Consider the following 23092-nt stretch of genomic DNA (forward strand, 5'->3'; position numbering starts at 1 on the left):
CATAAAAGTGTTTGACTTGCTCTAATTTGTTACTGACGGAATTAATTCTTAATTCCTTACCTTTGCTTTTGTTCAGTTTTCAAAGAACTTGTTTGTTTAAAGCTTGTCGCTCGTTTTGGCGACTTTATTAGGATAACATCTCAAAAATAAGATGTCAACCTGTTTTTTTATCGTGTTTCCCGACTGCAACATTGTTTCTGTGTGTCGCAGCGACAAGAAATAATATAGCACGATACTCATAAACAGGTCAACACCTTTTTGTAAAAAAGTTTATTCTTTTATTGCGTAATAACGGTGGTATAGGTTTTTGCTTTTCGTTTCCCGTTTAACCGTCTTGATATATCCCTTATCTTTTAGGTGCGTAAGAAGCATTGGAAGGTCGAGAGCATAATCCTGCACTTCACTATGCTCCATTAACTCATGGTATGCCCATTCGTCTTTTTGTTTAAAAACACTTAGTAAATGATTAGCTCCCAGTTTTGTTTTAGAAGAAAGTGAAAACTCTGAAGCAAGCAGAAGAAGCTCGATTCTTTTATCAATCGATTCCTCGCCTGTCACAAGCTCTTCATAAAGCTTGAAGATCTCAGGCTGGATCATCTTCACTTGGTTCCAGACAGTTACCTCCGGATAATAACCATGCTCAATAACAGACAGACGTGCTAAATGATGAAGAGCATGCATGATGTTATTAAAAGCATCAAGATATTGTCCCGAGTGAAATAATTCCTTCCCATCATTATATCGTCTTAAAAGTTTAGCGAACTCGAGGCCAATCTTATGTGTCCTCTCTTCTACAGGAAATTCATGAAGCCTGTCCCTCAGCCTCGTTATGTATTCGTTTCGATTAAAAAGAACTTTTCCGTTCATTACCCAGTCAACTGCTCTCCTATTGGTGCCAAGCATGAGCCATGAATTCAATAGCTCTTCTGTTACAACATGCAAGGCTGCTGAACCGGATTGGAACTCGTAATGTTTAATCATCCACGGCTGATCAGATTCTTTTACTATAATAAGAAGAATACTGTCAAAGTGGTCAGTACCTGGGCTAAATGCTTTTGTCTTTTCAACATCCAATACACCTAACGTGTTTTCATTGCTGGCTCTTTCCTGATAAAGAGGGCGTAAAATATCGTCCATTAAAGGTCATCTCCCATATTAACAAAATCCTGTGTGTTATCTTTCAACATCAAATAAAGAAATCCTTTTTCTTTTCTTCAGAGTTCATATGTTATACTAATGAACGTAGGAGGGACAGGTATGATAAAGTATACGAGCAAGATTAATAAAATACGTACGTTTGCCTTAAGCCTCGTGTTCATAGGTATTATCATCATGTATGCAGGCCTGTTTTTCAAGACAAGTTTTGTCGTTATGTCTATTTTTATGGTTATTGGGTTTATTGCAACAATCGCTAGTGCTGGTGTTTACTTTTGGATTGGAATGATCTCTACTCAGGCAGTACAAGTTGTCTGTCCGAATTGTGGAAAAGTCACAAAAGTCCTCGGCCGTGTTGACGCATGTATGTCCTGTAATCAGCCGCTTACGATGGATAAAGGTCTTGAAGGCAAAGATTTTGATGAGAAGTATAATTCTAAACGCCAAATGCGTAAAGAAAATAGATAAAGCTGACATTCCGTTAAGGAAGTCAGCTTTTTTCATTTAGTGTTATCTTTTGCAATCCGGGCAGACGCCGTATATTTCCATCCGGTGCCGGCCAACTTCAAAGCCTGTCACCGACTCGGCAAGACTTTCTACTTCATCTAAGCCTGGATAATGAAAATCTACAATTTTTCCGCAAGAATCACAGATGATATGGTAGTGGTCGGTAGTCACACAATCAAACCGGCTAGATGAATCTCCATAAGTCAGTTCTTTTACAAGACCCGCTTCTTTAAATACACGAAGATTATTATAGACGGTAGCAACACTCATATTTGGAAACTTCCCTTCCAGTGCCTTGTAGATCTCATCAGCAGTCGGATGGGACATCGATTGAATAAGATGCTCTAAGATAGCATGACGCTGCGGTGTAATACGTACACCTGCTTCTTTTAAATTGTCAATTGCAGCATTGATCTTTGCACTAGACATCCGTCATGCACCCCATTTCTTTAAGAATTATTACTTTATAATCGTTATAATTAGTCTACTGCTTAACTACAGGTTTTGTCAATTGAAGTATACGCAGCACTCACTTTTTTAAGATAAATCTTCGTGAAGGACAGGTTCATCTACCTTCATTTTTTCATTTACATACCTTGCAGCAACGAACAAAAAGTCTGATAGTCGGTTTAAATAAGATAATACAAGAGGATTTACAGCTTCCACCCCTACGGCCAGCCGCTCTGCCCGTCTTGCAATCGTTCTGGCTGTATGGAGAGCACCTGCAGAAGGAGACCCTCCTGGCAGTATAAACTGCTTCAATGGTTTTAGCCCTTCCTGCCAACTATCGATCGTTTCCTCAAGAAAACGAATATCGTCTTCTTTCAGCTTCCAAGATACTTCTTTACCAACAGGTGTCGCCAGCTCAGCTCCAACATGAAACAGAACCGTTTGAACTTTTCGCATGACGATTGATGCTTGCTTTGCCCAATCTTCATCAGGTAATTGACTAATGCCAAGACCGATCATACTGTTCGCTTCATCACATGTACCATATGCTTCTACTCTGATGTCATTTTTTGATACTCGTTCGCCAAAGATTAAAGAAGTTGTTCCTTTATCCCCAGTTTTTGTGTAAATCTTCATATTAATACCCCCGATCATAAGGAATGATATTGATCATCTCTGAAAGTTTGTGACTTCGATAAAGTTTAAGATTATCACTAAAAATTTCAATAGCTCTTTCCTGATATTGCGGTGAGATACCAGACAGGTGTGGTGTAACGGTCACATTGTCCATATCCCATAGCGGACTTTCTTCAGATAGCGGCTCTTTTTCGAAAACATCCAGAGCGGCATGAAGGATCTTCTTATCTCGAAGAGCTTCGATAAGTTCACTTTCAACGATTGTAGTGCCCCGGCCAATATTTATGAGAACCGCAGAAGATTTCATTCGCGCAAAAGCCTCAGCCCCAATGAATCCTTCTGTTAAAGGTGTTGAAGGAAGCACATTCACAATAAAATCACTTTCTTCATACAGCTTGTTTATTCCTTCTTGATCTACAATTGCATCAAAGTTCGGCACTGATCCGCCGCTTCTGTTAAAACCAATGGTCTCCATATTGAAGGCTTTCGCAAGTCTTGCAACTTCTGATCCGATTGCACCTGTTCCTAATATACCAATTGTTTGTCCTGAGATTTCAGTCATAGGCACTTTTCGGTCCCACTTATGCTGTTTTTGATTGTCCATTAATTCTTTTGCTCTTCTGGACACTTGCAGCATCATGGAAATTGTATATTCTGCCATCGGGGTCTTATGTATGCCCCTGGCGTTTGTAATAAGGATATCCTTTTTTTGAAGAGCTTTAAAAGGCATCTTATCCAGTCCTGCAGAGATTACCATAATCCATTTTAACGATTTCGCCTTAGCGACTAATTCGTCTGTCAGATCTTCACCGTAAGAAATGAGAATCTCTGCTTGATCCAGATCCACTTCAGCTTCTTTCATCTTGTTGTAAAAACGAAACTCCTCAACAGGAAATCGCGCTTTAAGCTCTTCTTTGACTTCTTCTCTTAATCGTCCGCTTGAAAGTATCATAAAAAAACACCTTCTTTTTATTATTGTTGAATTAGAAAAAGCGGGACAGTGCATCCCGCAATTTAATTCGTTTTTTCACACTGCTTATTTAAGATTTTCTGGATTCAGCCCTTGTAATTCAGGCAGTACGAATAATCCATCTTTACGGATTAAAACATCATCGAAGTAGATTTCGCCACCGCCGTACTCCGGACGCTGAATGAGAACCATATCCCAATGGATCCCTGATTCGTTTCCATTAAAAGCATCTTGATAAGCTCTTCCTGGTGTAAAGTGAATGCTTCCGCCGATCTTTTCGTCGAATAAGATGTCACCCATTGGATGCTGGATCAGTGGATTTACACCGATTGCAAACTCACCAACATAACGAGCGCCTTCGTCCGTATCAAAGATTTCGTTCAATTTCTCCGTATTATCTGAAGTAGCTTCAACAATTTTTCCGTCTTTAAACGTTAAACTTACATTATTAAATGTCGTTCCATGATAAGGACAAGGCGTGTTATATGTGATCTTTCCATTCACGCTGTCTTTAACTGGGGCTGTAAATACCTCACCATCAGGAATATTATTTTCACCTGCACACATGACAGCAGGAATACCTTTAATAGAAAACGTCAGATCAGTTCCAGGTCCTGTGATGCGTACTTTATCCGTACGCTCCATCAATGCATGAAGAGGCTTTTGTGCTTCTGCCATCGCTTTATAGTCAACATTGCAAACATCAAGTACAAAATCAGTGAATTTCTCCAGACTCATTTTAGCCATTTGAGCTAGACCTGTTGTTGGATAATTCAACAATACCCATTGACGATCGTTGATAATCAGGTTTTGAACAGGCTTATTCAACTCGGCTTTCATTTGGAAAATATCACTTGGGATTTCAGCAAACTCTGAATCATTGTTTTTACATTGAATGGAGATATAAGCATCTACGTCTTCCATCCTTGCAAGATCCCACTTCACTTGTGGCTCAGTATGTTCCTTAGAAGATCCCGTCAATAAAACGCGGGAAATTTCTTCGTCTACAAGCTGTACATACGGATAAGCTCCCATGTTATACGTTTCTTTTACCAGCTCTTTAACTAGCGGCTTTCCTGCAATAAAAGAAGTAATTAAGACTTTTTGCCCTTTTTCAAGTTTAAGTGAGTGCGTTAACAATGTTTTTGCTAACGTTGTTAAACGTTCATCTCTCATTATGTAGACCCCCATATATTTATCTGTTATAAAATTCACACAATTATATTTTAGCATGGGAGAGCTATCCTGCCTATTTTTTATAAATGAAAGCATAGTATCTTCTGAAGCGCTGCATAATAAATGGCGTGGAGGTGATTAAAATGAACGTATCACGTGCTCAGCAAATCATTGAATCTGAAAAAGAGATCGAAGTTTTACATAATGGGACTCCAGTCTGGCTTCAATCGGTTGACGAGAACAATCAAACGGCAAGAGCTTACACAAGAGAACAGCCGGATAACGAGATGAACATCCCTGTGAATGAATTGCAGGAAAGTTAAAAAAGCCCCGAATTCAGGGCTTTTTCTTATGATAAATTTTCTTTTATAAATGCGAGCGCATCCTGTACGTGATCCTTCACTCTTACTTTCCGATATTCCTTTTGAATGACTCCCTCTTTATCAATGATAAAAGTGGATCTCTCAATTCCCATGTACTCTTTCCCGAAGTTCTTCTTCAGTTTCCAAACATCATACAATTCTGCAGCCTTATGATCCTCATCCGCAACCAGCAAAAATGGCAGACCGTATTTCTCGATGAATTTATCGTGTCGCGCGAGAGGATCTGGACTGACACCAATAATGACCGTATTCTGTTCCTCGAAGTCACCGTGCATATCTCTAAAGTCACAAGCCTGTGTAGTACAGCCTGGTGTCATGTCTTTCGGATAGAAATACAAAACCACATTCTTGCCTTTAAAGTCAGAAAGCTTGACTTCCTCTCCGTTACTCGCAGGCAATTTAAAATCAGGTGCTTTTGTTCCTGTTTCAACAGTCATTGAATAAGCCTCCTTAAAATTAAATCTTTCTATATTAAGGTTAGCCTAAACGCCGCTTCTTCAACAACTATTTTGCTGTTCTATTATGGTGTATAACAGAAGAGAGAACAAATGCGATCGGCAGCAAATAGCCGATCAGTGCCTGAAATGCTGCGATCCATCTCCCTGCACCGACTGGAACAATATCACCGTACCCCACTGAAAGAATCGTGGTACTGCTGAAATAAATGCATGCTTCAATAAACGAAAAAAAATCGCTTTGTTCCAGCTCCAGTTTTATCACCGGGTAACCCATAATGGACAATAAAGCATATATCATGCCAAAACCCGAAATAATCGTTCCATATACAATGAATAAAATCAGCAGATGGCTCGCTGGCATAAGATGCTCTTTTATACCAGGGTGTTTAAACAGCATCCATATGCTGCGCATAATAATCGCAGTACTTGCTATTAATAAAATGACCAAAACGCCATGTCCCATTTCTTCCACCTCCATTTATCTTATGAAAAGATAATGGTGAGTAGGACAGCCTTTATAAGATCTAAAGTAAAAAGACAGCCCGCATTTTTGCGTGCTGTCTTTCTAAATGGCACTGCACTTATCTATAAGTTATAGCTTTTGGCTTATTTATGTTCTTTCTCTTCATTGAAAAGAGCGGCAGGAGGCTCACCGCACGCCCCCCCCGGAAAGCGAGCATCCTGTAACGGAAATCAACCACTTTCAAAACTGCCTTTTGCTATTAATTCTTTGCTTTATTTGCAGAGACAAGCTCTGTTAATTCCTTAAGCTGAGTTGCCAGTTCACGCACACGCGTCTGTGCCAGCTCGTCCACTAGTACATTTCCTTCATCAAAGTTAACCGGATCAGCTACATACTGATCTGGAATAACTAAGCTGTAGATTCCGCGTAATACGGTACGAAGATTAGCCAGGGCGTTAATTCCGCCTTTTCCGCCGCCGGCTGCAACTGCTATTGCGGAAGGCTTATTTTTGAAATACTTACCGCCTAAGAAATCGAGTGCATTCTTTAATGCCCCGCTCATACCGCTGTGGTATTCAGGACTTGTTACGAAGAATCCATCAGCTTCCTCAGCATATACCGCAAGTTTTTTTACTGTTTCATTTTCTGCAGACGCCGCGTCACCTGTAAACAACGGAAGCCGGTCAATTCCCACATCGAAATATAAAACTTCAACGTTCATCTTTCTTAGCTCTTCAGCTGCATATTGAGCAATACCACGCGTTCTGGATTCTGCTGTTGGACTCCCTGCTATAACCATGATCTTCATATATATCCCTCATTTCTACGATGTTCAAAGTAGTACGGTTCATATATTACTAAACTTTTATCTTCTTTTATAAGCGAAACGAATTCAAAAGTATAAAATCACGACTTTAGTCAGATTTTTTATGAAATATATATTGACTTTCCTGTTGTTCGGATGTAAATTATTTGTAATTTTGGAATTATTAAAAACTAATTAGATATAGACCTAATCAAAAAGGAGAGGAAGTTGTAAATGGTACACGTATCTGTCGATTTTTCACCTTTTAACGAAATGATGATCAGTCTTCATGTTATTCAAAACCCTTCACATCACCCTTATAGGAAGGGATGGGCAGAAAGAGCAGTCAACAAACTCCCTCAAGATCTTGCGCTGCTCATAAAGGAATGGGGACCGCATTTTTATGAGTGGATGTATTTTATAAATATCCGTAACGAATTTCAATTTAACGAGGAAACAGTTGAAGAAGGAATTGAAAAGTTGGCCAGAGTTCCAGATTTAACTTTTGCTTACCTGTTACTTGGAGAGAGATACGGAACAGACAGCTTGCTGAAGTGGAAGAACAATCCGGCAACTGCCCCCCTACACTCTATTGAAAAAGATATTCTTTTAAGGACAGCGAGCTGGAAAAGCAGATTCTGTGATTTCTTTTATGATTACAATCGTCATCTGTTTGCCGAGGAGCTTTTCCGGATAACGCCTTGGATTGCGAGGGCATCTGACAATTTTAAGAAAGAACTCATGTCCTCGAAGATAGAAACATTAAACAGCATTCATCCCGATGTAACCGTTACGTCAGAAAATATAAAGATAAAAAAGAATGATGTGTACACCTTTTTCTTTGAAGAGTTTCCTAGACTAGTGATCCAGCCTTCTACATATGCAACACCTCACGTCATGCTTTGCTGCAACGAGGACCGGGTTGCGATCGCTCTTCATGTAGCGGTTCCCGATTCAGAAAAAGACCGGGAGCCTCCTGAGGATTTAATCTCACTATTAAAAGCCCTCAGTGAACCCACCCGTTTAAAGATTTTGCAGGATCTGCTTCATCACCCATACAGCACGAAACAGCTTGCCCACAAATTTGGATTAACCGAAGCCACTGTTTCCAGTCATTTAAAACTATTACTCTCTTGCGGCTTAGTGGAAACTCAAAGAAAAGGATATTACGTATTTTACACCGGGAAACGTGACCGCTTGGAATCTTTAAGGACAGAAGTTACACAGTTCATGCAGCAGCCCGTTCTGGACGAATATATTTTTATCCCTGATTTAACTTAAAAGGAGCGTCTTAAAATGAGAAAGCTAGTTTTGTATGTTAAATCCATATTTCTTCTCGCTGTAGGTATCATTTTGCTTGCGGCTGCACCTTCTCTTATTGCTGGGGATAATGGTATTAAATTCAGTCTGATCCGTTATGCACAATCTGTGTTTGATATAATCAGCAGTTTAGTTACACCATCTTCACTGACCGTTTACACCCACACCCAGACTTGGGCTTTTCCTAGAATGCCCGTTAACCGATCAATCGTATTTTTGAATGAAGTTACTGAAAGACCTCTTTTTCCTGAAATATGGGGAATCGTGGGCTATACCCTCATCCTGCTTTTAGCGAGTTTTTGTATCGCTTTTACAATTGCTGTTTTTCTCGGCTGGATGACAGAGCTTTTTCCTCCAGTTTTTAAGAAGACACTTTTGCGAATCAGCGATCTGCTCGAAGCTTTGCCAGATTTATTCTTTGTGTTTTCGATTCAGTTAATGGTGGTCTGGATCTACAAAAAGACGGGATGGCTTGCAGCAAATCCATTTACATCCAGCAGAGAACCCTCTTTCCTACTGCCGCTCGTAACATTAAGCGTAGTTCCAGCAATCTATTTATATAGATTGCAACTCTTATTATCAGAAACCGAGCTCGAAAAGGAATACATCACCTTTGCACGTTCAAAAGGAATTAAAAAATCCTATATCATTCTCCATCACCTCATAAAAAACACGGTAAGTGAATTAAGTATCCACCTTCCGTTTATCATGCTGATCTTATTCAGCCAGATGGTTGTATTGGAATACCTTTTTAACATGAATGGAATTATGAGGATTCTATTAGGTGAACAGCCCTCCGAAACAAGAGCAATGCTGTTGCTATTAATCGCTTTACCTCTTTTCGGAACGGTAAAACTTCTGCGGATTGTATTGAAAGAGAGGGTTTCTCATGCTGGGTAAGTTAAACACTTTTCATGTCGGATTGATGCTATTGTCTATCATCCTATTTACAAGTATCATTTTCCCAATACTTATTTCAGAACCGGTTATCCATCATTTCCGTTATACAGAAGAAACACGGCAACTCATCGTTCCTCCGTATGGTCCTTCTCAGGAATACTGGCTTGGAACAGATCGAAATGGCAAGGACCTATTTTATGCGATAGTGGACGGAGCTAAGTACACCATTGTATTTGCAGGCATCATTACTCTTGCACGTATGATCATATCTCTCATAATGGGAATGGTTTTTAAACGCTTGTTTATGAATAGCTGGTGGAGCGGTTTGATACAAAGTTTTCAATACATTCCGCAATCACTGATCGTTTTACTAGTCCTGTCACCTCTCATGTTTTATGAGTTAAGATCTGACTCTGTATTATCATACGCAGAAACTTTGGTCATCCAGCTCATTGTTCTAGTAGCTGTGGGTATCTTGCCGCTCGGAAAAATTATTGCTGAAACAGCTGAGTCACTCTCGGGTTTTCAATATATAACATGTTCAAAACATATGGGGGCTTCGTCTTTTCAAATAACAATAAGACATATCATGCCTCATATGTGTCCGCGCCTCTTTATCCTGGCAGGCAGACAGTTCACCCAAGTTCTAACCTTGATGCTGCACCTGGCCATCTACCATTTATTTATTGGAGGAGTAAAAATCACTTCCGGTCAGGAGCATGATCAATTCAACAACTATTCTACGATTTCAAACGAATGGACAGGACTGATCAGCATGTATCATAGGGAACTTATGCTAGAGCCTTTTGTTGTTATGGTCCCCGTTGTCGCCTATACCTTATTGATTCTTTGTGTAAATGTTATGACGAAAAGCCTTGAGAAAAGCTTTGATAAACGACTTTTGCATTAAATAGTATTGTTAGTTAACTAAATGATTGTATGGTCATTCTTTTTATCTCTTCATTGACAAGTTGATTGAAGTGCAAGGTGCGAGACTCCTGCGGGACGAGTGGGACAGGTGAGACTCCTAATGGCGCAGAGCGTCAGGAGGCTCACCGCCCGCCCCGCGGAAAGCGAGCATCCTGGAACGGAAATCAACTACTTTCAAAACAGTTTAAAATAAAAACCGCTCTCCTTTTTTCGGGAGAACGGTTTTCTTTAGTTTCCTGCACCTCTGTATTTTGTGACACCGACATTCCACAACGTTACGGCGATCGTAAAGAATACGAGTCCAACAACCGGTGTTAAGAAAGCATACGTATACCACTCTTCTCTCTCTAAAAAGTATGAAGCAGGATATACACCTACAAATGCAAACGGAAGAATCCATGTGAGCACGTATTTAATGATTTTATTATATATATCAACCGGATACCGGCCATAGTTGCCGATGTTATACATCATAGGCATGATATCTGTACGTGAATCGGACCAAAATCCGATCGTAGCCAGGCTGATGAAGATCCCCGCATACACAAGAGCTCCTCCAATGACAAAAAGCAGAAAGATAAGCGGATCATACCAGCTTAACTCGAGACCGAGTTTGCCGCCTGCATAAAACATAACGATCAATCCTGTCACTGCACCAAATAACGATTCTAGCTCCATCCGCTCGAGCACGATTTGAAACAGACTGTGAACAGGTCTCGTCAGGATACGGTCCATCTCCCCTTTGACAATATAACGATCGGTAAAATCCCAAATATTAAAGAAAGAAGAAAATATCGCAAACGGCACAAGGAAGAATCCATAGATAAAGATCATCTCATCCTTACTCCACCCTGCGAGCAGTGTTGTATGTCCGAAAACAACAAGGATAAACACAAGGTTCACGGCTTGAAACAGAAAATCAGAAAAAATCTCCACGACCATATCTGCTCTGTAAGTTAGCCTAGTTTTTAAATATTGTCCTGCATATTGAAAAAAGATTGATAAGTATTCCATCTGTTTCTATCCCCCTTGAACCACAAGCTGGCGCTTCGCTAAAATCCAGAGCACGTAAACAGGGATAATTAAGATAACTGACCAAAGCGCCTGATTGATTAAAGCTTCAAACACTTGAGAGCCTTTAAACCCTTCCGTAAAAATCATACTCGGGATGTAACTGATCCCCTGAAACGGAAGATAGCTCATAATATCCTGTGCCCACATCGGATAAAAACTAAGCGGCAGGATCAGCCCTGAGAAAAGGTCGATCACAACTCGCTTTGCCCGGATCAGTCCGTCGTTGTTAAATAAGAAGAACGTTGCAATGCCGGCAAGCAGATTGATCTGTGTGTTAATAATGAAACTGAATCCGATCGATATAAAGAAGTAAATCCAAGTCCCGGCGTTAGCAGACAGCTCAACTGGGAAAACGAGCGCCACGATCACCATACCAGGAACCGAAAAGAACAGTAATCTAAAGATCCCTTCACCTAGCCCCTGCATCATCTTCATATTTAAGTAAGGATAGGGACGAACCATCTCGATCGCTACTTTTCCTTCTTTAATTTCCATCGCAATCTCACGGTCGATGTTATTAAAATAAAAGGCTCTGGCCATCCAAGCCACTGCAATATAGGTGGTCATCTGTGTGATCGACAGACCCTGAATGTTTTCCTTCCCGCCATAGATCGCACTCCATAAAAAGTAATAAGCACCGATGTTGATGCTGTAGATTAAGATTCCGCTGTAATAGTTCGTACGATAAGCCAGCATCATCAAGAAACGGATGCGGATCATTTCTATATACTTACCCATGGCGAACAGCACCTTCTACATAGATGTTTCGGATGATTTCTTCAGTCGAGATCTCAAGGATCTTTAAATCTGCAATCTTCTTAACAGCCGTCACTTTTCCGATAACCCCTGATATCACCGTTTCATCACTATCTACAGAGGCAACCCAAATCAGGTCACTCTCCCCTTGCTCCCAGACTACGAGGTGATCTTTTGTTAAATTCTGCAGTTCTTCTAATGTTGCCTTTTCGCTAAACTGGAACTGAATCTGCTTTCCTTCTGCCCAGTTTTCACGAAGTTCTTTTAACGGACCATCATAAATGATCTTTCCTTCATCGAGCATGACAACCCGCTCACAAAGAGCTTCAATATCTGAGAGGTCATGTGTTGTTAAAAGGATGGTCGTTCCATACTTTTCGTTGATGCGTTTTAAGAACTCACGAATCTTTAGTTTTACAAGCACATCAAGACCGATTGTCGGCTCATCTAAAAACAGCAGCGGTGGATTATGAATAAGAGCTGCCGCCAATTCACAGCGCATTCTCTGTCCGAGTGACAGCTTTCGGACTGGCTTATCAAGAAGCGGTCCGATATCGAGCGTCTCTATCACATCTTTCATATGTTCTTCATATTGCTGATCAGGTACATTGTAGATTTTCTTTAACAGCCTGAACGATTCCTGAACCGCGATATCCCACCAAAGCTGTGAACGCTGGCCGAACACAACCCCAATCGTCTTAACGAACTTTTCCCGCTCTTTATGCGGATTCATGCCATTCACAACAATCTTGCCGTCAGTCGGTGTTAAGATGCCTGTAAGCATTTTAATAGAAGTAGACTTACCTGCTCCGTTTTCACCTATATATCCGACCATCTCTCCTCTTTTAATCGAAAAAGAAATATCGTCTACTGCTGTTTTAATTGTGTAGTTTCGTGTGAAAAGGTCACGAAACGCCCCCTTCAAACCTTGCCGGCTCGAAAAGGACTTAAACTCTTTCTTCAGATTCTGAACATCTATAATATTCTTCATATAATGAAGCCTCCAAAATAAATAAAAGAAATAATATAAGGTATTTTAAGTGTTTGTAATTTTGCAAAGCAAAATTTAGCTTTTCCTATCAGAGAAACGCAAGCACTAGGATAGTGTATCCTATCCTTCTTCTAAAACTCAAATAGTTGAGAACTTACGGTACAGTTTTCCAGTCCTGTCTCCGCAAGCTTTTCATGCTACAATACTAGTTGTACTCAAGGTTACTTAGTTATTTAGGAGGAATTATATATGAATCACTCTCGATCTGAAGCTCTATATGATGAAGCTCTCTTACATATTGTCGGAGGTGTTAACAGCCCTTCGCGTTCATTTAAAGCAGTTGGAGGCGGTGCACCAGTTTTCATGGAACGCGCTGAAGGTGCTTATTTTTGGGATGAGGACGGCAACCGCTATATTGATTACTTAGCTGCTTATGGTCCTATTATTACTGGACATGCTCACCCTCATGTTACAAAAGCGATCGTTAAAGCTGCTGAAAACGGCGTTCTTTACGGGACACCTACTGCACTTGAAGTTAAATTTGCAAAAATGCTAAAAGAAGCCATGCCGGCGATGGATAAAGTTCGATTTGTAAACTCTGGAACTGAAGCGGTTATGACGACGATCCGTGTTGCTCGTGCTTATACCGGCCGTGATAAAATCATTAAATTCGCTGGCTGCTACCACGGCCATTCTGATTTGGTTCTTGTTGCTGCCGGATCTGGTCCATCCACACTCGGAACACCGGATTCTGCAGGCGTTCCGAAAAGCATCGCACAAGAAGTGATCACGGTTCCTTTTAACGATGTTGATGCTTACCGTGCTGCTATGGACAAATGGGGCGACCAAATTGCTGCTGTTCTTGTGGAACCGATCGTTGGGAACTTCGGAATCGTTGAGCCGAAAGAAGGATTTTTACAAGCGATTAATGACATTACTCACGAGCATGGCGCTCTCGTAATCTATGATGAAGTCATTACAGCTTTCCGTTTTATGTATGGAGGCGCACAAGATTTACTAGGTGTGAAGCCCGATATGACAGCACTTGGTAAAATTATCGGCGGTGGACTCCCAATTGGTGCATACGGCGGCAAAAAAGAGATCATGGAAAAAGTAGCTCCGCTTGGACCTGCGTATCAAGCAGGAACGATGGCTGGAAACCCGGCTTCCATCTCAGCCGGAATTGCCTGCTTGGAAGTATTGAAGCAAGAAGGGGTATATGAGGAGATGGATCGTTTAGGAGTGATTCTTGAAAATGGATTGCTGGAACAAGCTGCGAAACATAACGTTTCCGTGAGCATCAACCGCTTGAAAGGTGCATTAACTCTTTATTTTACAGATGAAAAGATCGTGAATTACGAGCAGGCTGAAGCAACCGATGGAGAGATATTCGGAAGGTATTTTAAACAAATGCTTAACGAAGGCATTAACCTTGCTCCTTCCAAGTATGAAGCGATGTTCTTAACAACTGCCCATACGGAAGAAGACGTGATGACAACGATTGAAGCAGCTGGTAGAGCATTTAGCAGACTTTAAGATTTAGTCCATTTTTAAAAGTTTGTTGCTTTTAATTCATTTTATTTATTCACTTCACTGACAAGTTGATTGGGTGGAAGGTGCGAGACTCCTACGGGACGAGCGGTCAGGTGAGACCACTCAAAGGCGCAGAAAGGCAAGTGTGCTCACCGCACGCCCCGTGGAAAGCAAGCAATCTAGACCAGAAATCAACTAGTTACAAGAGTAACAAAGTTTGCGAAAACATCCAAAACTTAAAAGAATAAAGAATCCGTCTTAGCACGGATTCTTTTTTTGTTTTAGGGGAAAACAAGTAATAAATACCGTTGCCTTTTCATACGGTATGTAAGTCTGCAATTTTCACAATTTGTTAACACACTCTGACTTGATTAAACTTAAAAAACAGTTTATAGTGTTTGAGATTATTAACATTTTTTATGAGAAAGGAATTATCGCAGTTATGAAATTAGGAGCCCGAATGATTAAAACGGGTTTAGCCATATCGTTATCGATCTACCTGGCGATGATGTTTCAACTGGACCAGCCGGTTTACGCGGCTATTGCTGCAACATTCGCGATTCAGCCTTCCATCTACAGGTCGTATCAAACCATCTTGGAACAGATTCAAGGGAATCTTGTAGGTGCAATCTTTGCTATTATTTTTGTTATTTTGCTAGGTAATAACCCGTTTGTAATTGGATTTGTTGTTGTACTCGTTATCGCAGCCAACTTAAAGATGAAAATTGAAAAAACAATACCGTTATCCATTGTTACGGTAATCGTGATCATGGAGAGCCACACAGAGAACTTTATTGGTTTTGCTGTGGACCGGTTCTTGCTCATTATGCTCGGCGTCCTATCGGCATTCTTAGTAAACCTGGTATTCATGCCTCCTAAATACGAAACAAAATTGTATTATAAGATCTCAGGTCATACCGATGAAATTATTAAATGGATTCGCATGGTCACGAGACACGCATCAGAACATAATGCGATTAAGGAAGATTTGACTCATCTAAAAGAAAACCGCTTTAAGATGGATCAATATTATCTATTATATAAAGAAGAGCGAACTTATTTCAGGACTAATAAATATTCGAAGACCCGTAAGCTTGTACTCTACAGGCAGATGATCCAGACGACCAACAAAGCGCTGGAACTGCTGAAGAGCCTGCACCGGCATGAAAACGAATTATACAACATGCCTGAACCGCTTCAGGAACTGATTCAGCTGAAGCTCGATGGATTAACAAACTTCCACGAACAGATGCTGCTGAAATACACTGATAAAATCAGAGCGCAGCACACACTCGACATGGACGACGAGATCAGCAAGAAGGCGCTCATGAAATGCATCATGAGCTATTATAAAAGCCCTGATAATGAAGAGTGGATTGAGCTCTTCCCGGTATTCGCACTGATCATCGATTACAGCGACCAGCTTGAACACTTGAACACACTGGTAGAAAGCTTTAAAAACTACCATCAGGACGACAGCGAAGTTCAATTGGACCAGCGGTTTGAGGATTAGATGAAGATGTAAGCAGGCCAGCCCTTTTGTGGGGGCTGGTTTTTTGTTGTTGGTTTGGATGGTGCGCTGGCAGAAGTTAGCTCGATACGGATGGCTGGACTTCTGTCGATTCCTGTCGAGGAATGTAAACTCGTGGATAAGAGCTAAAAACTTTTGGATTCAGGGATAAAACTCGTGGATTGAGCCTAAAATCTCGTGGATTCATAGGTGGAATTTGTGGATTCGCCCACTTTCAGGTGCGAAAATAGGAATCTTGCTTTTTGCTTCAAACGGTATCATGCGGCAAAATGGGATTCCTAACAGTATCCAAAAATACTAAGGAGGCTAACATTTGAAAAAGCAAAGGAAAACACCCATTTTTATTACTAAATTATCAAAATTAGTTAGGAGAATTCCTCCCAAACACTTTAGGAAAGAAGAATTCCAAGAACAGCTTCGGAATCATTCTTCTGGCTTTAAAGGTGAACAATCTTTAGAATATTTTTATCGATATTTGCCAAAGGACATTTATTATCTTCACGGTCTACGTATACAGGAAGATAAATATTACTTTCAAATGGACACCTTGCTTATAACCCCTAGTTTCATTACCATTCTCGAAATTAAATACATGGCTGGCCATCTGCTATTTGAAGATCAGTTCTTTCAATTCATTCGAACTTATGATGGAAAAGAAGAAGGATTCGCAAACCCCATTGATCAGGTCAATCGTCAACAATATCATCTCTCTAAAATTCTTGAACAGCATAAAATGCCTTCTATTCCCATTGAAACTCTTGTCGTAATGACTCATCCTTCTGCTATTGTTGAATCCTCTCCCACATATAAGGAAGCTAAAGAAAAAGTAATTAAAAGTTCAGGTCTTCAACAAAAATTTGAAAGCCTTGCTCGAAAATATCCCACACCCATTCTTACACAAAAACAAATTAAGAAGTTAACCAGATTATTAATTAAATTAACCTCTTCATATGATCCTGATATTTGCGAACTCTTTCAAGTAAAAAAGAATGAACTCGCCAAAGGGGTGTTTTGTCCTAAGTGCTCTCATTCCATTATGAGATATGAATGGGGGAAGTGGCATTGCAATACTTGTCATACTTCTTCAAAGACTGCACATATTGAGGCACTGCAAGATTATGCCCTTTTAATCTCTAAAACAATTACTAATCATGAATGTGCTTACTATTTAAATCTATCATCAAGCAGTCAAGCCTATCACCTTTTACGGTCTTTAAATCTGCCTGCATCTGGAACAAATCGATCCCGCCATTACCACCTCAATCCACTCCTAGAAGAAGTTCATTAAAAAAGAAGCTTGGCATATGCCAAGCCTCCTCATTTCACTTCTTATTAGCTCTTCATCCGCGGATCGAGTGCATCACGGAGGCCGTCACCCATCAGGTTGAAACCTAGTACTGTCAGCATGATCGCGAGACCTGGGAACAATACCGTCCATGGTGCCTGGATGATGAAGTCTTTCGAATCAGCAAGCATTTTCCCCCATTCTGGAGTCGGCGGCTGAGCCCCCATCCCCAAGAATCCTAGAGCTGCCGCTTCAATGATGGCTGTTGCGATAGCTAGTGTTCCTTGAACGATGATCGGAGCTAAGCTGTTCGGCAAGATGTGATGAACGAGAATCCGAAAATCACTCATACCGATCGCCCGTGCTGCTGTGATATATTCTTCTTCTTTTACACTAAGTACCCTTGAACGCAATAAACGTCCGAACGTTGGAACGTTGATGATGGCAATCGCGATCAACGCATTCTTCAGGGATGGTCCTAGTACAGATACTACTGCAATCGCAAGCAAGATACTCGGGAACGCAAGCAGGATATCAAAAATACGTGAAATGATGCCATCAACCCACCTGCCGTAATAACCGGCTACGATCCCGAGCAACGAACCTACGATGACAGAGCCGGCTACCGAGAAGAAACCTACCCATAGCGAGATTCGGGCACCGTGGATGATACGGCTTAAAATATCACGGCCAAATTCGTCTGTTCCGAACCAGTGTTCAGCTGATGGCGAAATGTGTTTGTCTTTTAGCTGGACATCACTGTAATCGTATGGAGCTAACACATCTGCGAGCAGCGCGATCAAAATAAAAAAGGATACGATCGACAGGCCGACAAGTGCTATTTTATTCTTTTTAAAACTTCTCCAAGCATCTTTCCAAGGAGAGATTACTTTGTCTTCCACAGGTTCCGCTGGTATATGCTGCGGCTGCGGATCCGGCTGCGGGACTACGGGAGGTTGTGATCTAGTTAGTTCTGACATTCTCTAATCCCTCCTACTTAAATTTAATTCTTGGATCGATTGCTGCATAGAGCAGATCCACGAGTAAGTTAATTAATACAAAGATGGTAGCCACCACAAGAATACCTGATTGAATAACTGGATAATCACGGTAGGAGATCGCATCGTAAATATACGTACCAATCCCTGGCCATCCGAAGATTGTTTCTGTCAGAATAGCTCCACCGAGGAGTAATCCTGTTTGCAATCCGATAACCGTAACAACCGGAATTAAAGCATTTTTCAATGAATGCTTGTAAACGACCCAGAACATTTTCATACCTTTTGCACGAGCGGTACGGATGTAATCTGAACGCATTACTTCAAGCATGCTTGAACGCGTCATACGTGCAATGATTGCCATTGGGATTGTTGCAAGGGCAACACCAGGTAAGATAAGGTGCTTCACTACTTCAACAAACTGATCCATTCTGCCTTGAAGCAGAGTATCAATTAGATATAAGTGCGTTATCGGATCTACCGGAACACGAATATTATCACGCCCTGTAGTAGGCAATAGATCAAAGTGGATGGAGAATACATATTGCTCCATCAAACCGAGCCAGAAGATCGGCATAGAAATCCCTATTAAAGCGAGCACCATTGCAGCATAGTCAAACCATGAATTTTGGAACCAAGCTGAGATGATACCAGCATTAATACCAATTACGATTGCGATGATCATCGCTACGAGCGCCAATTCAATAGTCGCTGCTAAATATGGCCAGATTTCCTCTGCGATCGGTACGTTCGTTTTAAGTGAAACTCCTAGATCTCCAGTAAACAGACCTTTTAAATAATCGATAAATTGTGTGTACCAAGGCTGATCTAACCCAAGTCGCTTTGTTAAAGATGCAACGGCTTCTTTCGTGGCCTGCTGCCCTAAAATTAATTGTGCTGGATTCCCCGGGATAGCACGAATCATCATAAAAACTATAAATGTCATTCCTAGAAGTACAGGAACGAGCGTCGCTAACCGTCTGATAGTATAGGCAAACATAGGGTCACCTCTTTCTTTAGAAGAATTACAAGTATGATAGGTTACTTAGTCATTTTGCAAAAAAAGGGGAGCAGGCTATATTAGGCCATACTCCCCGCCATACCTTATTCGAAAGATACATCCACGAAAGATTGAGATCCAGTTGGATGTGGAACGAATCCTTTGATTTTGCTTGCGCCAGCCAATTGAGGCTTAGAGTGAACAAGCGGAACCCATGGAGCATCGTCATGAATAATTACTTGAGCTTTTTTGTAAAGTTCCTCACGCTTCGCTTCATCAGCTGTTGTTTGAGCTTCAACTAATAGCTTATGAACTTCTTCGTTCGCGTAACGAGAGTAGTTGTTAGAATCGATCGTGTCTTTGTCAAGAAGCGTATAAAGGAAGTTATCCGCATCTCCATTATCACCAGTCCAGCCTAGCATGAACATTGGTGCTTCACCTTTTTGAACTTTCTCAAGGTAAGTACCCCACTCAAAAGTTACGATGTTAGCTTTGATATTAACTTTTGCAAGTTTTGCTTGGATTGCTTCAGCTACTTTTTGACCGTTCGGCATGTATGGACGTGCTACTGGCATTGCCCATAGATCCATTTCAAATCCTTTTTCTAATCCTGCTTTAGCTAAAAGTTCTTTAGCTTTTGCTTCGTCATACTCGCGATCTTGGATTTCATCGTTGTAACCAGCGATTGAAGGAGGCATTGGGTTTTTAGCCGGCTCAGCAGTTCCTTCATAGAAGTTGTCGATGATCGCTTGCTTGTCGATCAAGTGGCTGATCGCCTGACGTACTTCTTTCTTATCGAATGGTGCTTTTTCAACGTTAAATCCTAGGTAACCAACGTTCATTGAAGGACGTTCGAACAATTGAAGCTTTCCGTTATCTGTTACTTTTTTCATATCAGATGGATTAAGAGCATCCATTAAGTCGATCTCGCCTTTTGTTAAAGCATTTAAACGAGAAGAGTTGTCTTTAATTACTTTGAAAGTTACGCCATCAAGTTTTGGAAGACCATCCATCCAGTAATCAGCGTTCTTTTCAAGTACGATCGTGTCGTTTGGCTTCCAGCTCTTGAATTTGAAAGGTCCAGTACCAACTGGCTGTTTGCTGAGCTTGTCACCATCTAAAGATTTCGGGCTCGCGATTGCGAACGGGCTCATTGCAACGTTCTTTAAGAATGGAGCTTGTGGCTTGTTTAAAGTGATAACTACTTTGTATTCGCCATCAGCTTTTACATCTTTAATGACATGGCCTTCGTCACCTTCAAATCCACCAAACATAGATCCGTAGTAAGCGAATTTTTCGCCATCTTTACTTTGTGCCCAACGGTCAAAGTTCTTCACTACCGCATCAGCGTTGAACTTCTCACCATCATGGAACTTAACGCCTTCTTCAAGCTCAAACGTATACGTTAAGCCATCTTCAGAAATATCCCATTTCTTTGCAAGACCAGGAACGATATCTGTGTTATCTTTGCCGTAGTTTACTAGCGGCTCATAGATTTGTTCTGTAACGATGAAAGATTCACCGTCTGTTACAACAGCTGGATCAAGTGCAACGGAGTCCCCACCGCGGCCGTAGATCATAACATTGTTCGGATCGACTTTTTCGTCGTCTCCACCTTTGCTGCTGTCATTGCCTGATGAACATCCTGCCAAAGCTAGAGATAAAGCAAGCATTAAAGCAAATAAAGTTAATAGACTTTTCTTCATCTTCTTTCCCCCAGTTCTCATTTTAATAGTGCCTTTTTGTATATGTACGCGCTTACCGTTTATTCGTATAAATGGCAGGCAGCGTAGTGGCCTTCAGCAACTTCTTTTAAAACAGGTTTTACTGATGCACAATGTTCCATCGCTTGCGGGCATCTCGTATGAAACGGACAGCCGGCTGGCGGATTGGACGGACTCGGTACATCCCCTTGAAGGATGACGCGATCCTTTTGATGTTCAACATCCGGAATCGGAACGGCAGATAGTAGTGCCTGAGTGTATGGGTGTTTCGGGTTGTCGTATAGTTTTTCACTATCGGCAAGCTCCACGATATGCCCCAGATACATCACCCCGACTCTGTCACTGATATGGCGTACAACTCCCAGATCATGTGCGATGAAAAGATAAGTTAAATCGAATTCTTTCTGCAGATCCTGCATTAGGTTCAGCACCTGCGATTGAATGGAAACATCCAATGCAGATACAGGCTCGTCCGCTATGATCAGCTTCGGATTAACAGCAAGAGCTCTTGCAATCCCTATCCGCTGGCGCTGTCCTCCTGAAAATTGGTGAGGATAGCGTTTGGCATGCCAGCTGCTGAGCCCTACTACTTCGAGCAATTCTTTCACTCTTCTTTTTCGTTCCGCTTTATCCTTTACACCGTGAACGATTAAAGGTTCTTCTAAAATCTTTTCAACCGTGTGACGCGGATTGAGTGATGCGAAAGGATCCTGAAACACCATCTGCATTTCACGGCGTTTTTTTCTCATCGCGTTTGTTGACAGTTTAGTAATATCTTCGCCTTCGAAGTAAATTTTTCCTTCAGTAGGTTCCAAAAGCCGTAAGAGCATTCGTCCTGTTGTGGACTTGCCGCATCCGCTCTCCCCTACAAGTCCTAGTGTTTCTCCTTTTTTTATAAAAAAGGAAATACCATCTACAGCCTTTACTTCACCGACTTGTTTGCCTAGCACTCCGCCTTTGATCGGAAAGTGCATTTTTAGATTCTCTACTTTAACTAATGGCTGTGTCTGACTCATGCAGGTTCACTCCCTTCTCCTCATAAAGCCAGCATCTTACTTGATGGCTGCCTTCTTGAGTTTTAAGATGCGGAGTTTCAGAGATACATCTTGTTCCTGCATGCTCACAGCGCGGTGCGAATGAACAGCCTGACTTTATGGAACCAGGCTTTGGAACATTCCCAGGAATGGAATAAAGTCTGCCAACCTTTTCCCTCATATCTGGTACTGACTTGATCAGTCCAACTGTATATGGATGCTGCGGGTTTTGGAAAATGGTTTTTACATCGCCCTCTTCAACTACTTTTCCAGCATACATAACAACTACACGTTCACACATTTCAGCAACTACACCAAGGTCATGAGTTATCATCATAATGGCAGTATCAGTTTCTTTGTTTAACCGCTTCATTAAGTCTAGAATTTGGGCTTGGATCGTTACATCAAGAGCAGTTGTAGGCTCGTCCGCGATTAGAAGCTTCGGGTCACAGATCATGGCCATCGCGATCATGACGCGCTGACGCATACCTCCCGATAACTGATGCGGATACTCTTTTACGAGCTCTTCAGCTCTTGGCAATCCAACAAGCTTAAGCATTTCAATCGCTTTGCCCCATGCTTCTTTCTTTGACCATTTTCTATGTATGCGCAGTGATTCAATAAGCTGGTCACCGATTGTAATAACCGGATTCAAGCTTGTCATCGGCTCCTGAAATATCATGCCGATCTCATTGCCTCTAATTTTCCGCATCCTTTTTTCTGGTGCAGAAGCAAGATTTTCACCTTTAAAGAGGATTTCCCCTTCGATCTTCCCAGGCGGGGTAGGTACTAAGCCCATGACAGATAGTGATGTTACGCTCTTGCCACAGCCGGACTCACCAACAATTCCTAAAACTTCGCCGGGATTGATATGAAAATCGACACCGTCAACCGCTGGAATTGCGCCATCCTCTGTCAGGAAAGAAGTTTTCAGATTCTTAACTTCTAAAACTGGATTCCCCATGAGATCTCACTCCTTTCTCTAAGCTGTCAAATTTCCTAGAATATTACTT

24 protein-coding genes are annotated in these 23092 nt (G+C 41.3%); 8 read left to right on the plus strand and 16 right to left on the minus strand.

All coding sequences use genetic code 11. From position 1 onward, the window contains the following. Positions 1-270 precede the first annotated feature (270 nt). Complete coding sequence (locus tag EV282_RS16690) at positions 271-1137, minus strand: nucleotidyltransferase-like protein (protein WP_130297042.1); 867 nt, start codon at positions 1135-1137, stop codon at positions 271-273. Positions 1138-1257: 120 nt separating this feature from the next. Here EV282_RS16690 and EV282_RS16695 point away from each other — a divergent pair, with 120 nt between their 5' ends. Then, the gene (locus EV282_RS16695; protein WP_077364682.1) at positions 1258-1623 is read left to right on the plus strand and encodes a YgzB family protein; all 366 of its coding nucleotides are present in this window, start codon (positions 1258-1260) and stop codon (positions 1621-1623) included. A gap of 42 nt (positions 1624-1665) precedes the next feature. Here the strand turns inward: EV282_RS16695 and perR are convergent, their stop codons facing one another. The 4 genes from perR to EV282_RS16715 form a co-directional block, all read right to left on the minus strand. Further along, on the minus strand, positions 1666-2091 hold the full coding sequence (gene perR, locus EV282_RS16700; RefSeq protein WP_130297043.1) for a peroxide-responsive transcriptional repressor PerR: 426 nt from the start codon (positions 2089-2091) through the stop codon (positions 1666-1668). Between the two features lie 108 nt (positions 2092-2199). Beyond that, the gene (locus EV282_RS16705) at positions 2200-2748 is read right to left on the minus strand and encodes a cob(I)yrinic acid a,c-diamide adenosyltransferase (protein WP_130297044.1); all 549 of its coding nucleotides are present in this window, start codon (positions 2746-2748) and stop codon (positions 2200-2202) included. A gap of 1 nt (position 2749) precedes the next feature. Further along, positions 2750-3700, minus strand: coding sequence for a D-2-hydroxyacid dehydrogenase (locus EV282_RS16710; RefSeq protein ID WP_130297045.1), 951 nt, complete (start codon positions 3698-3700; stop codon positions 2750-2752). Positions 3701-3784: 84 nt separating this feature from the next. Continuing rightward, the gene (locus EV282_RS16715) at positions 3785-4894 is read right to left on the minus strand and encodes an aminopeptidase (protein WP_130297046.1); all 1110 of its coding nucleotides are present in this window, start codon (positions 4892-4894) and stop codon (positions 3785-3787) included. 143 nt (positions 4895-5037) lie between these two features. Here EV282_RS16715 and EV282_RS16720 point away from each other — a divergent pair, with 143 nt between their 5' ends. Next, positions 5038-5217 carry an H-type small acid-soluble spore protein gene (locus tag EV282_RS16720; protein WP_066286244.1) on the plus strand — a complete coding sequence of 60 codons (180 nt, stop codon included), beginning with the start codon at positions 5038-5040 and terminating at the stop codon, positions 5215-5217. A gap of 26 nt (positions 5218-5243) precedes the next feature. On the opposite strand, the gene bcp is transcribed toward EV282_RS16720, so the two are convergent. From bcp to EV282_RS16735, 3 genes are all read right to left on the minus strand, one after another. Then, positions 5244-5714, minus strand: a complete 471-nt coding sequence (gene bcp / locus EV282_RS16725) for a thioredoxin-dependent thiol peroxidase (RefSeq protein ID WP_130297047.1) — start codon at positions 5712-5714, stop codon at positions 5244-5246. A 67-nt stretch (positions 5715-5781) separates the two neighbouring features. Beyond that, complete coding sequence (locus EV282_RS16730) at positions 5782-6198, minus strand: potassium channel family protein (RefSeq protein WP_242611936.1); 417 nt, start codon at positions 6196-6198, stop codon at positions 5782-5784. 259 nt (positions 6199-6457) lie between these two features. Next, on the minus strand, positions 6458-7006 hold the full coding sequence (locus EV282_RS16735) for an NADPH-dependent FMN reductase (protein ID WP_130297048.1): 549 nt from the start codon (positions 7004-7006) through the stop codon (positions 6458-6460). A 231-nt stretch (positions 7007-7237) separates the two neighbouring features. Between EV282_RS16735 and EV282_RS16740 the strand changes: the two genes are divergently transcribed. From EV282_RS16740 to EV282_RS16750, 3 genes are read left to right on the plus strand one after another with little or no spacing between them, the layout of a single operon-like run. Further along, positions 7238-8284: an ArsR/SmtB family transcription factor gene (locus tag EV282_RS16740; protein ID WP_130297049.1), complete on the plus strand. Its 1047-nt coding sequence runs from the start codon at positions 7238-7240 to the stop codon at positions 8282-8284. A 15-nt stretch (positions 8285-8299) separates the two neighbouring features. Further along, the gene (locus tag EV282_RS16745) at positions 8300-9223 is read left to right on the plus strand and encodes an ABC transporter permease subunit (RefSeq protein ID WP_130297050.1); all 924 of its coding nucleotides are present in this window, start codon (positions 8300-8302) and stop codon (positions 9221-9223) included. Next, complete coding sequence (locus tag EV282_RS16750) at positions 9213-10133, plus strand: ABC transporter permease subunit (RefSeq protein ID WP_130297051.1); 921 nt, start codon at positions 9213-9215, stop codon at positions 10131-10133. The genes EV282_RS16745 and EV282_RS16750 overlap by 11 nt, the downstream gene beginning before the upstream one ends. A 248-nt stretch (positions 10134-10381) precedes the next feature. On the opposite strand, the gene EV282_RS16760 is transcribed toward EV282_RS16750, so the two are convergent. From EV282_RS16760 to EV282_RS16770, 3 genes are read right to left on the minus strand one after another with little or no spacing between them, the layout of a single operon-like run. Further along, positions 10382-11167, minus strand: a complete 786-nt coding sequence (locus EV282_RS16760; RefSeq protein ID WP_130297053.1) for an ABC transporter permease — start codon at positions 11165-11167, stop codon at positions 10382-10384. A gap of 6 nt (positions 11168-11173) precedes the next feature. Then, positions 11174-11965, minus strand: coding sequence for an ABC transporter permease (locus tag EV282_RS16765; RefSeq protein WP_130297054.1), 792 nt, complete (start codon positions 11963-11965; stop codon positions 11174-11176). After that, positions 11958-12974: an ABC transporter ATP-binding protein gene (locus EV282_RS16770; RefSeq protein WP_130297055.1), complete on the minus strand. Its 1017-nt coding sequence runs from the start codon at positions 12972-12974 to the stop codon at positions 11958-11960. Before EV282_RS16770 ends, EV282_RS16765 begins: the two co-directional genes overlap by 8 nt. Before the next feature lie 249 nt (positions 12975-13223). On the opposite strand from EV282_RS16770, the gene EV282_RS16775 reads away from it, so the two are divergent. The 3 genes from EV282_RS16775 (at position 13224) to EV282_RS16785 (ending at position 17326) form a co-directional block, all read left to right on the plus strand. Continuing rightward, on the plus strand, positions 13224-14510 hold the full coding sequence (locus tag EV282_RS16775; RefSeq protein WP_130297056.1) for a glutamate-1-semialdehyde 2,1-aminomutase: 1287 nt from the start codon (positions 13224-13226) through the stop codon (positions 14508-14510). A 439-nt stretch (positions 14511-14949) separates the two neighbouring features. Next, positions 14950-16020, plus strand: a complete 1071-nt coding sequence (locus EV282_RS16780; RefSeq protein ID WP_130297057.1) for an FUSC family protein — start codon at positions 14950-14952, stop codon at positions 16018-16020. Positions 16021-16351: 331 nt separating this feature from the next. Next, complete coding sequence (locus EV282_RS16785) at positions 16352-17326, plus strand: nuclease-related domain-containing protein (protein WP_130297058.1); 975 nt, start codon at positions 16352-16354, stop codon at positions 17324-17326. A 44-nt stretch (positions 17327-17370) separates the two neighbouring features. Here the strand turns inward: EV282_RS16785 and EV282_RS16790 are convergent, their stop codons facing one another. The 5 genes from EV282_RS16790 to EV282_RS16810 form a co-directional block, all read right to left on the minus strand. Then, positions 17371-18303: an ABC transporter permease gene (locus EV282_RS16790; protein WP_130297059.1), complete on the minus strand. Its 933-nt coding sequence runs from the start codon at positions 18301-18303 to the stop codon at positions 17371-17373. Between the two features lie 13 nt (positions 18304-18316). Next, positions 18317-19321: an ABC transporter permease gene (locus EV282_RS16795; RefSeq protein ID WP_130297060.1), complete on the minus strand. Its 1005-nt coding sequence runs from the start codon at positions 19319-19321 to the stop codon at positions 18317-18319. 104 nt (positions 19322-19425) lie between these two features. Then, entirely contained in the window at positions 19426-21027 is a 1602-nt protein-coding gene (locus tag EV282_RS16800; RefSeq protein WP_130297061.1) for an ABC transporter substrate-binding protein, read from the minus strand. A gap of 59 nt (positions 21028-21086) precedes the next feature. Then, positions 21087-22061, minus strand: coding sequence for an ABC transporter ATP-binding protein (locus tag EV282_RS16805; protein WP_130297062.1), 975 nt, complete (start codon positions 22059-22061; stop codon positions 21087-21089). Then, entirely contained in the window at positions 22036-23043 is a 1008-nt protein-coding gene (locus EV282_RS16810; RefSeq protein WP_130297063.1) for an ABC transporter ATP-binding protein, read from the minus strand. Before EV282_RS16810 ends, EV282_RS16805 begins: the two co-directional genes overlap by 26 nt. Positions 23044-23092: the final 49 nt, after the last annotated feature.

Origin of the sequence: Fictibacillus sp. BK138 (assembly GCF_004216955.1) — a bacterium.
GTDB lineage: Bacteria > Bacillota > Bacilli > Bacillales > Fictibacillaceae > Fictibacillus.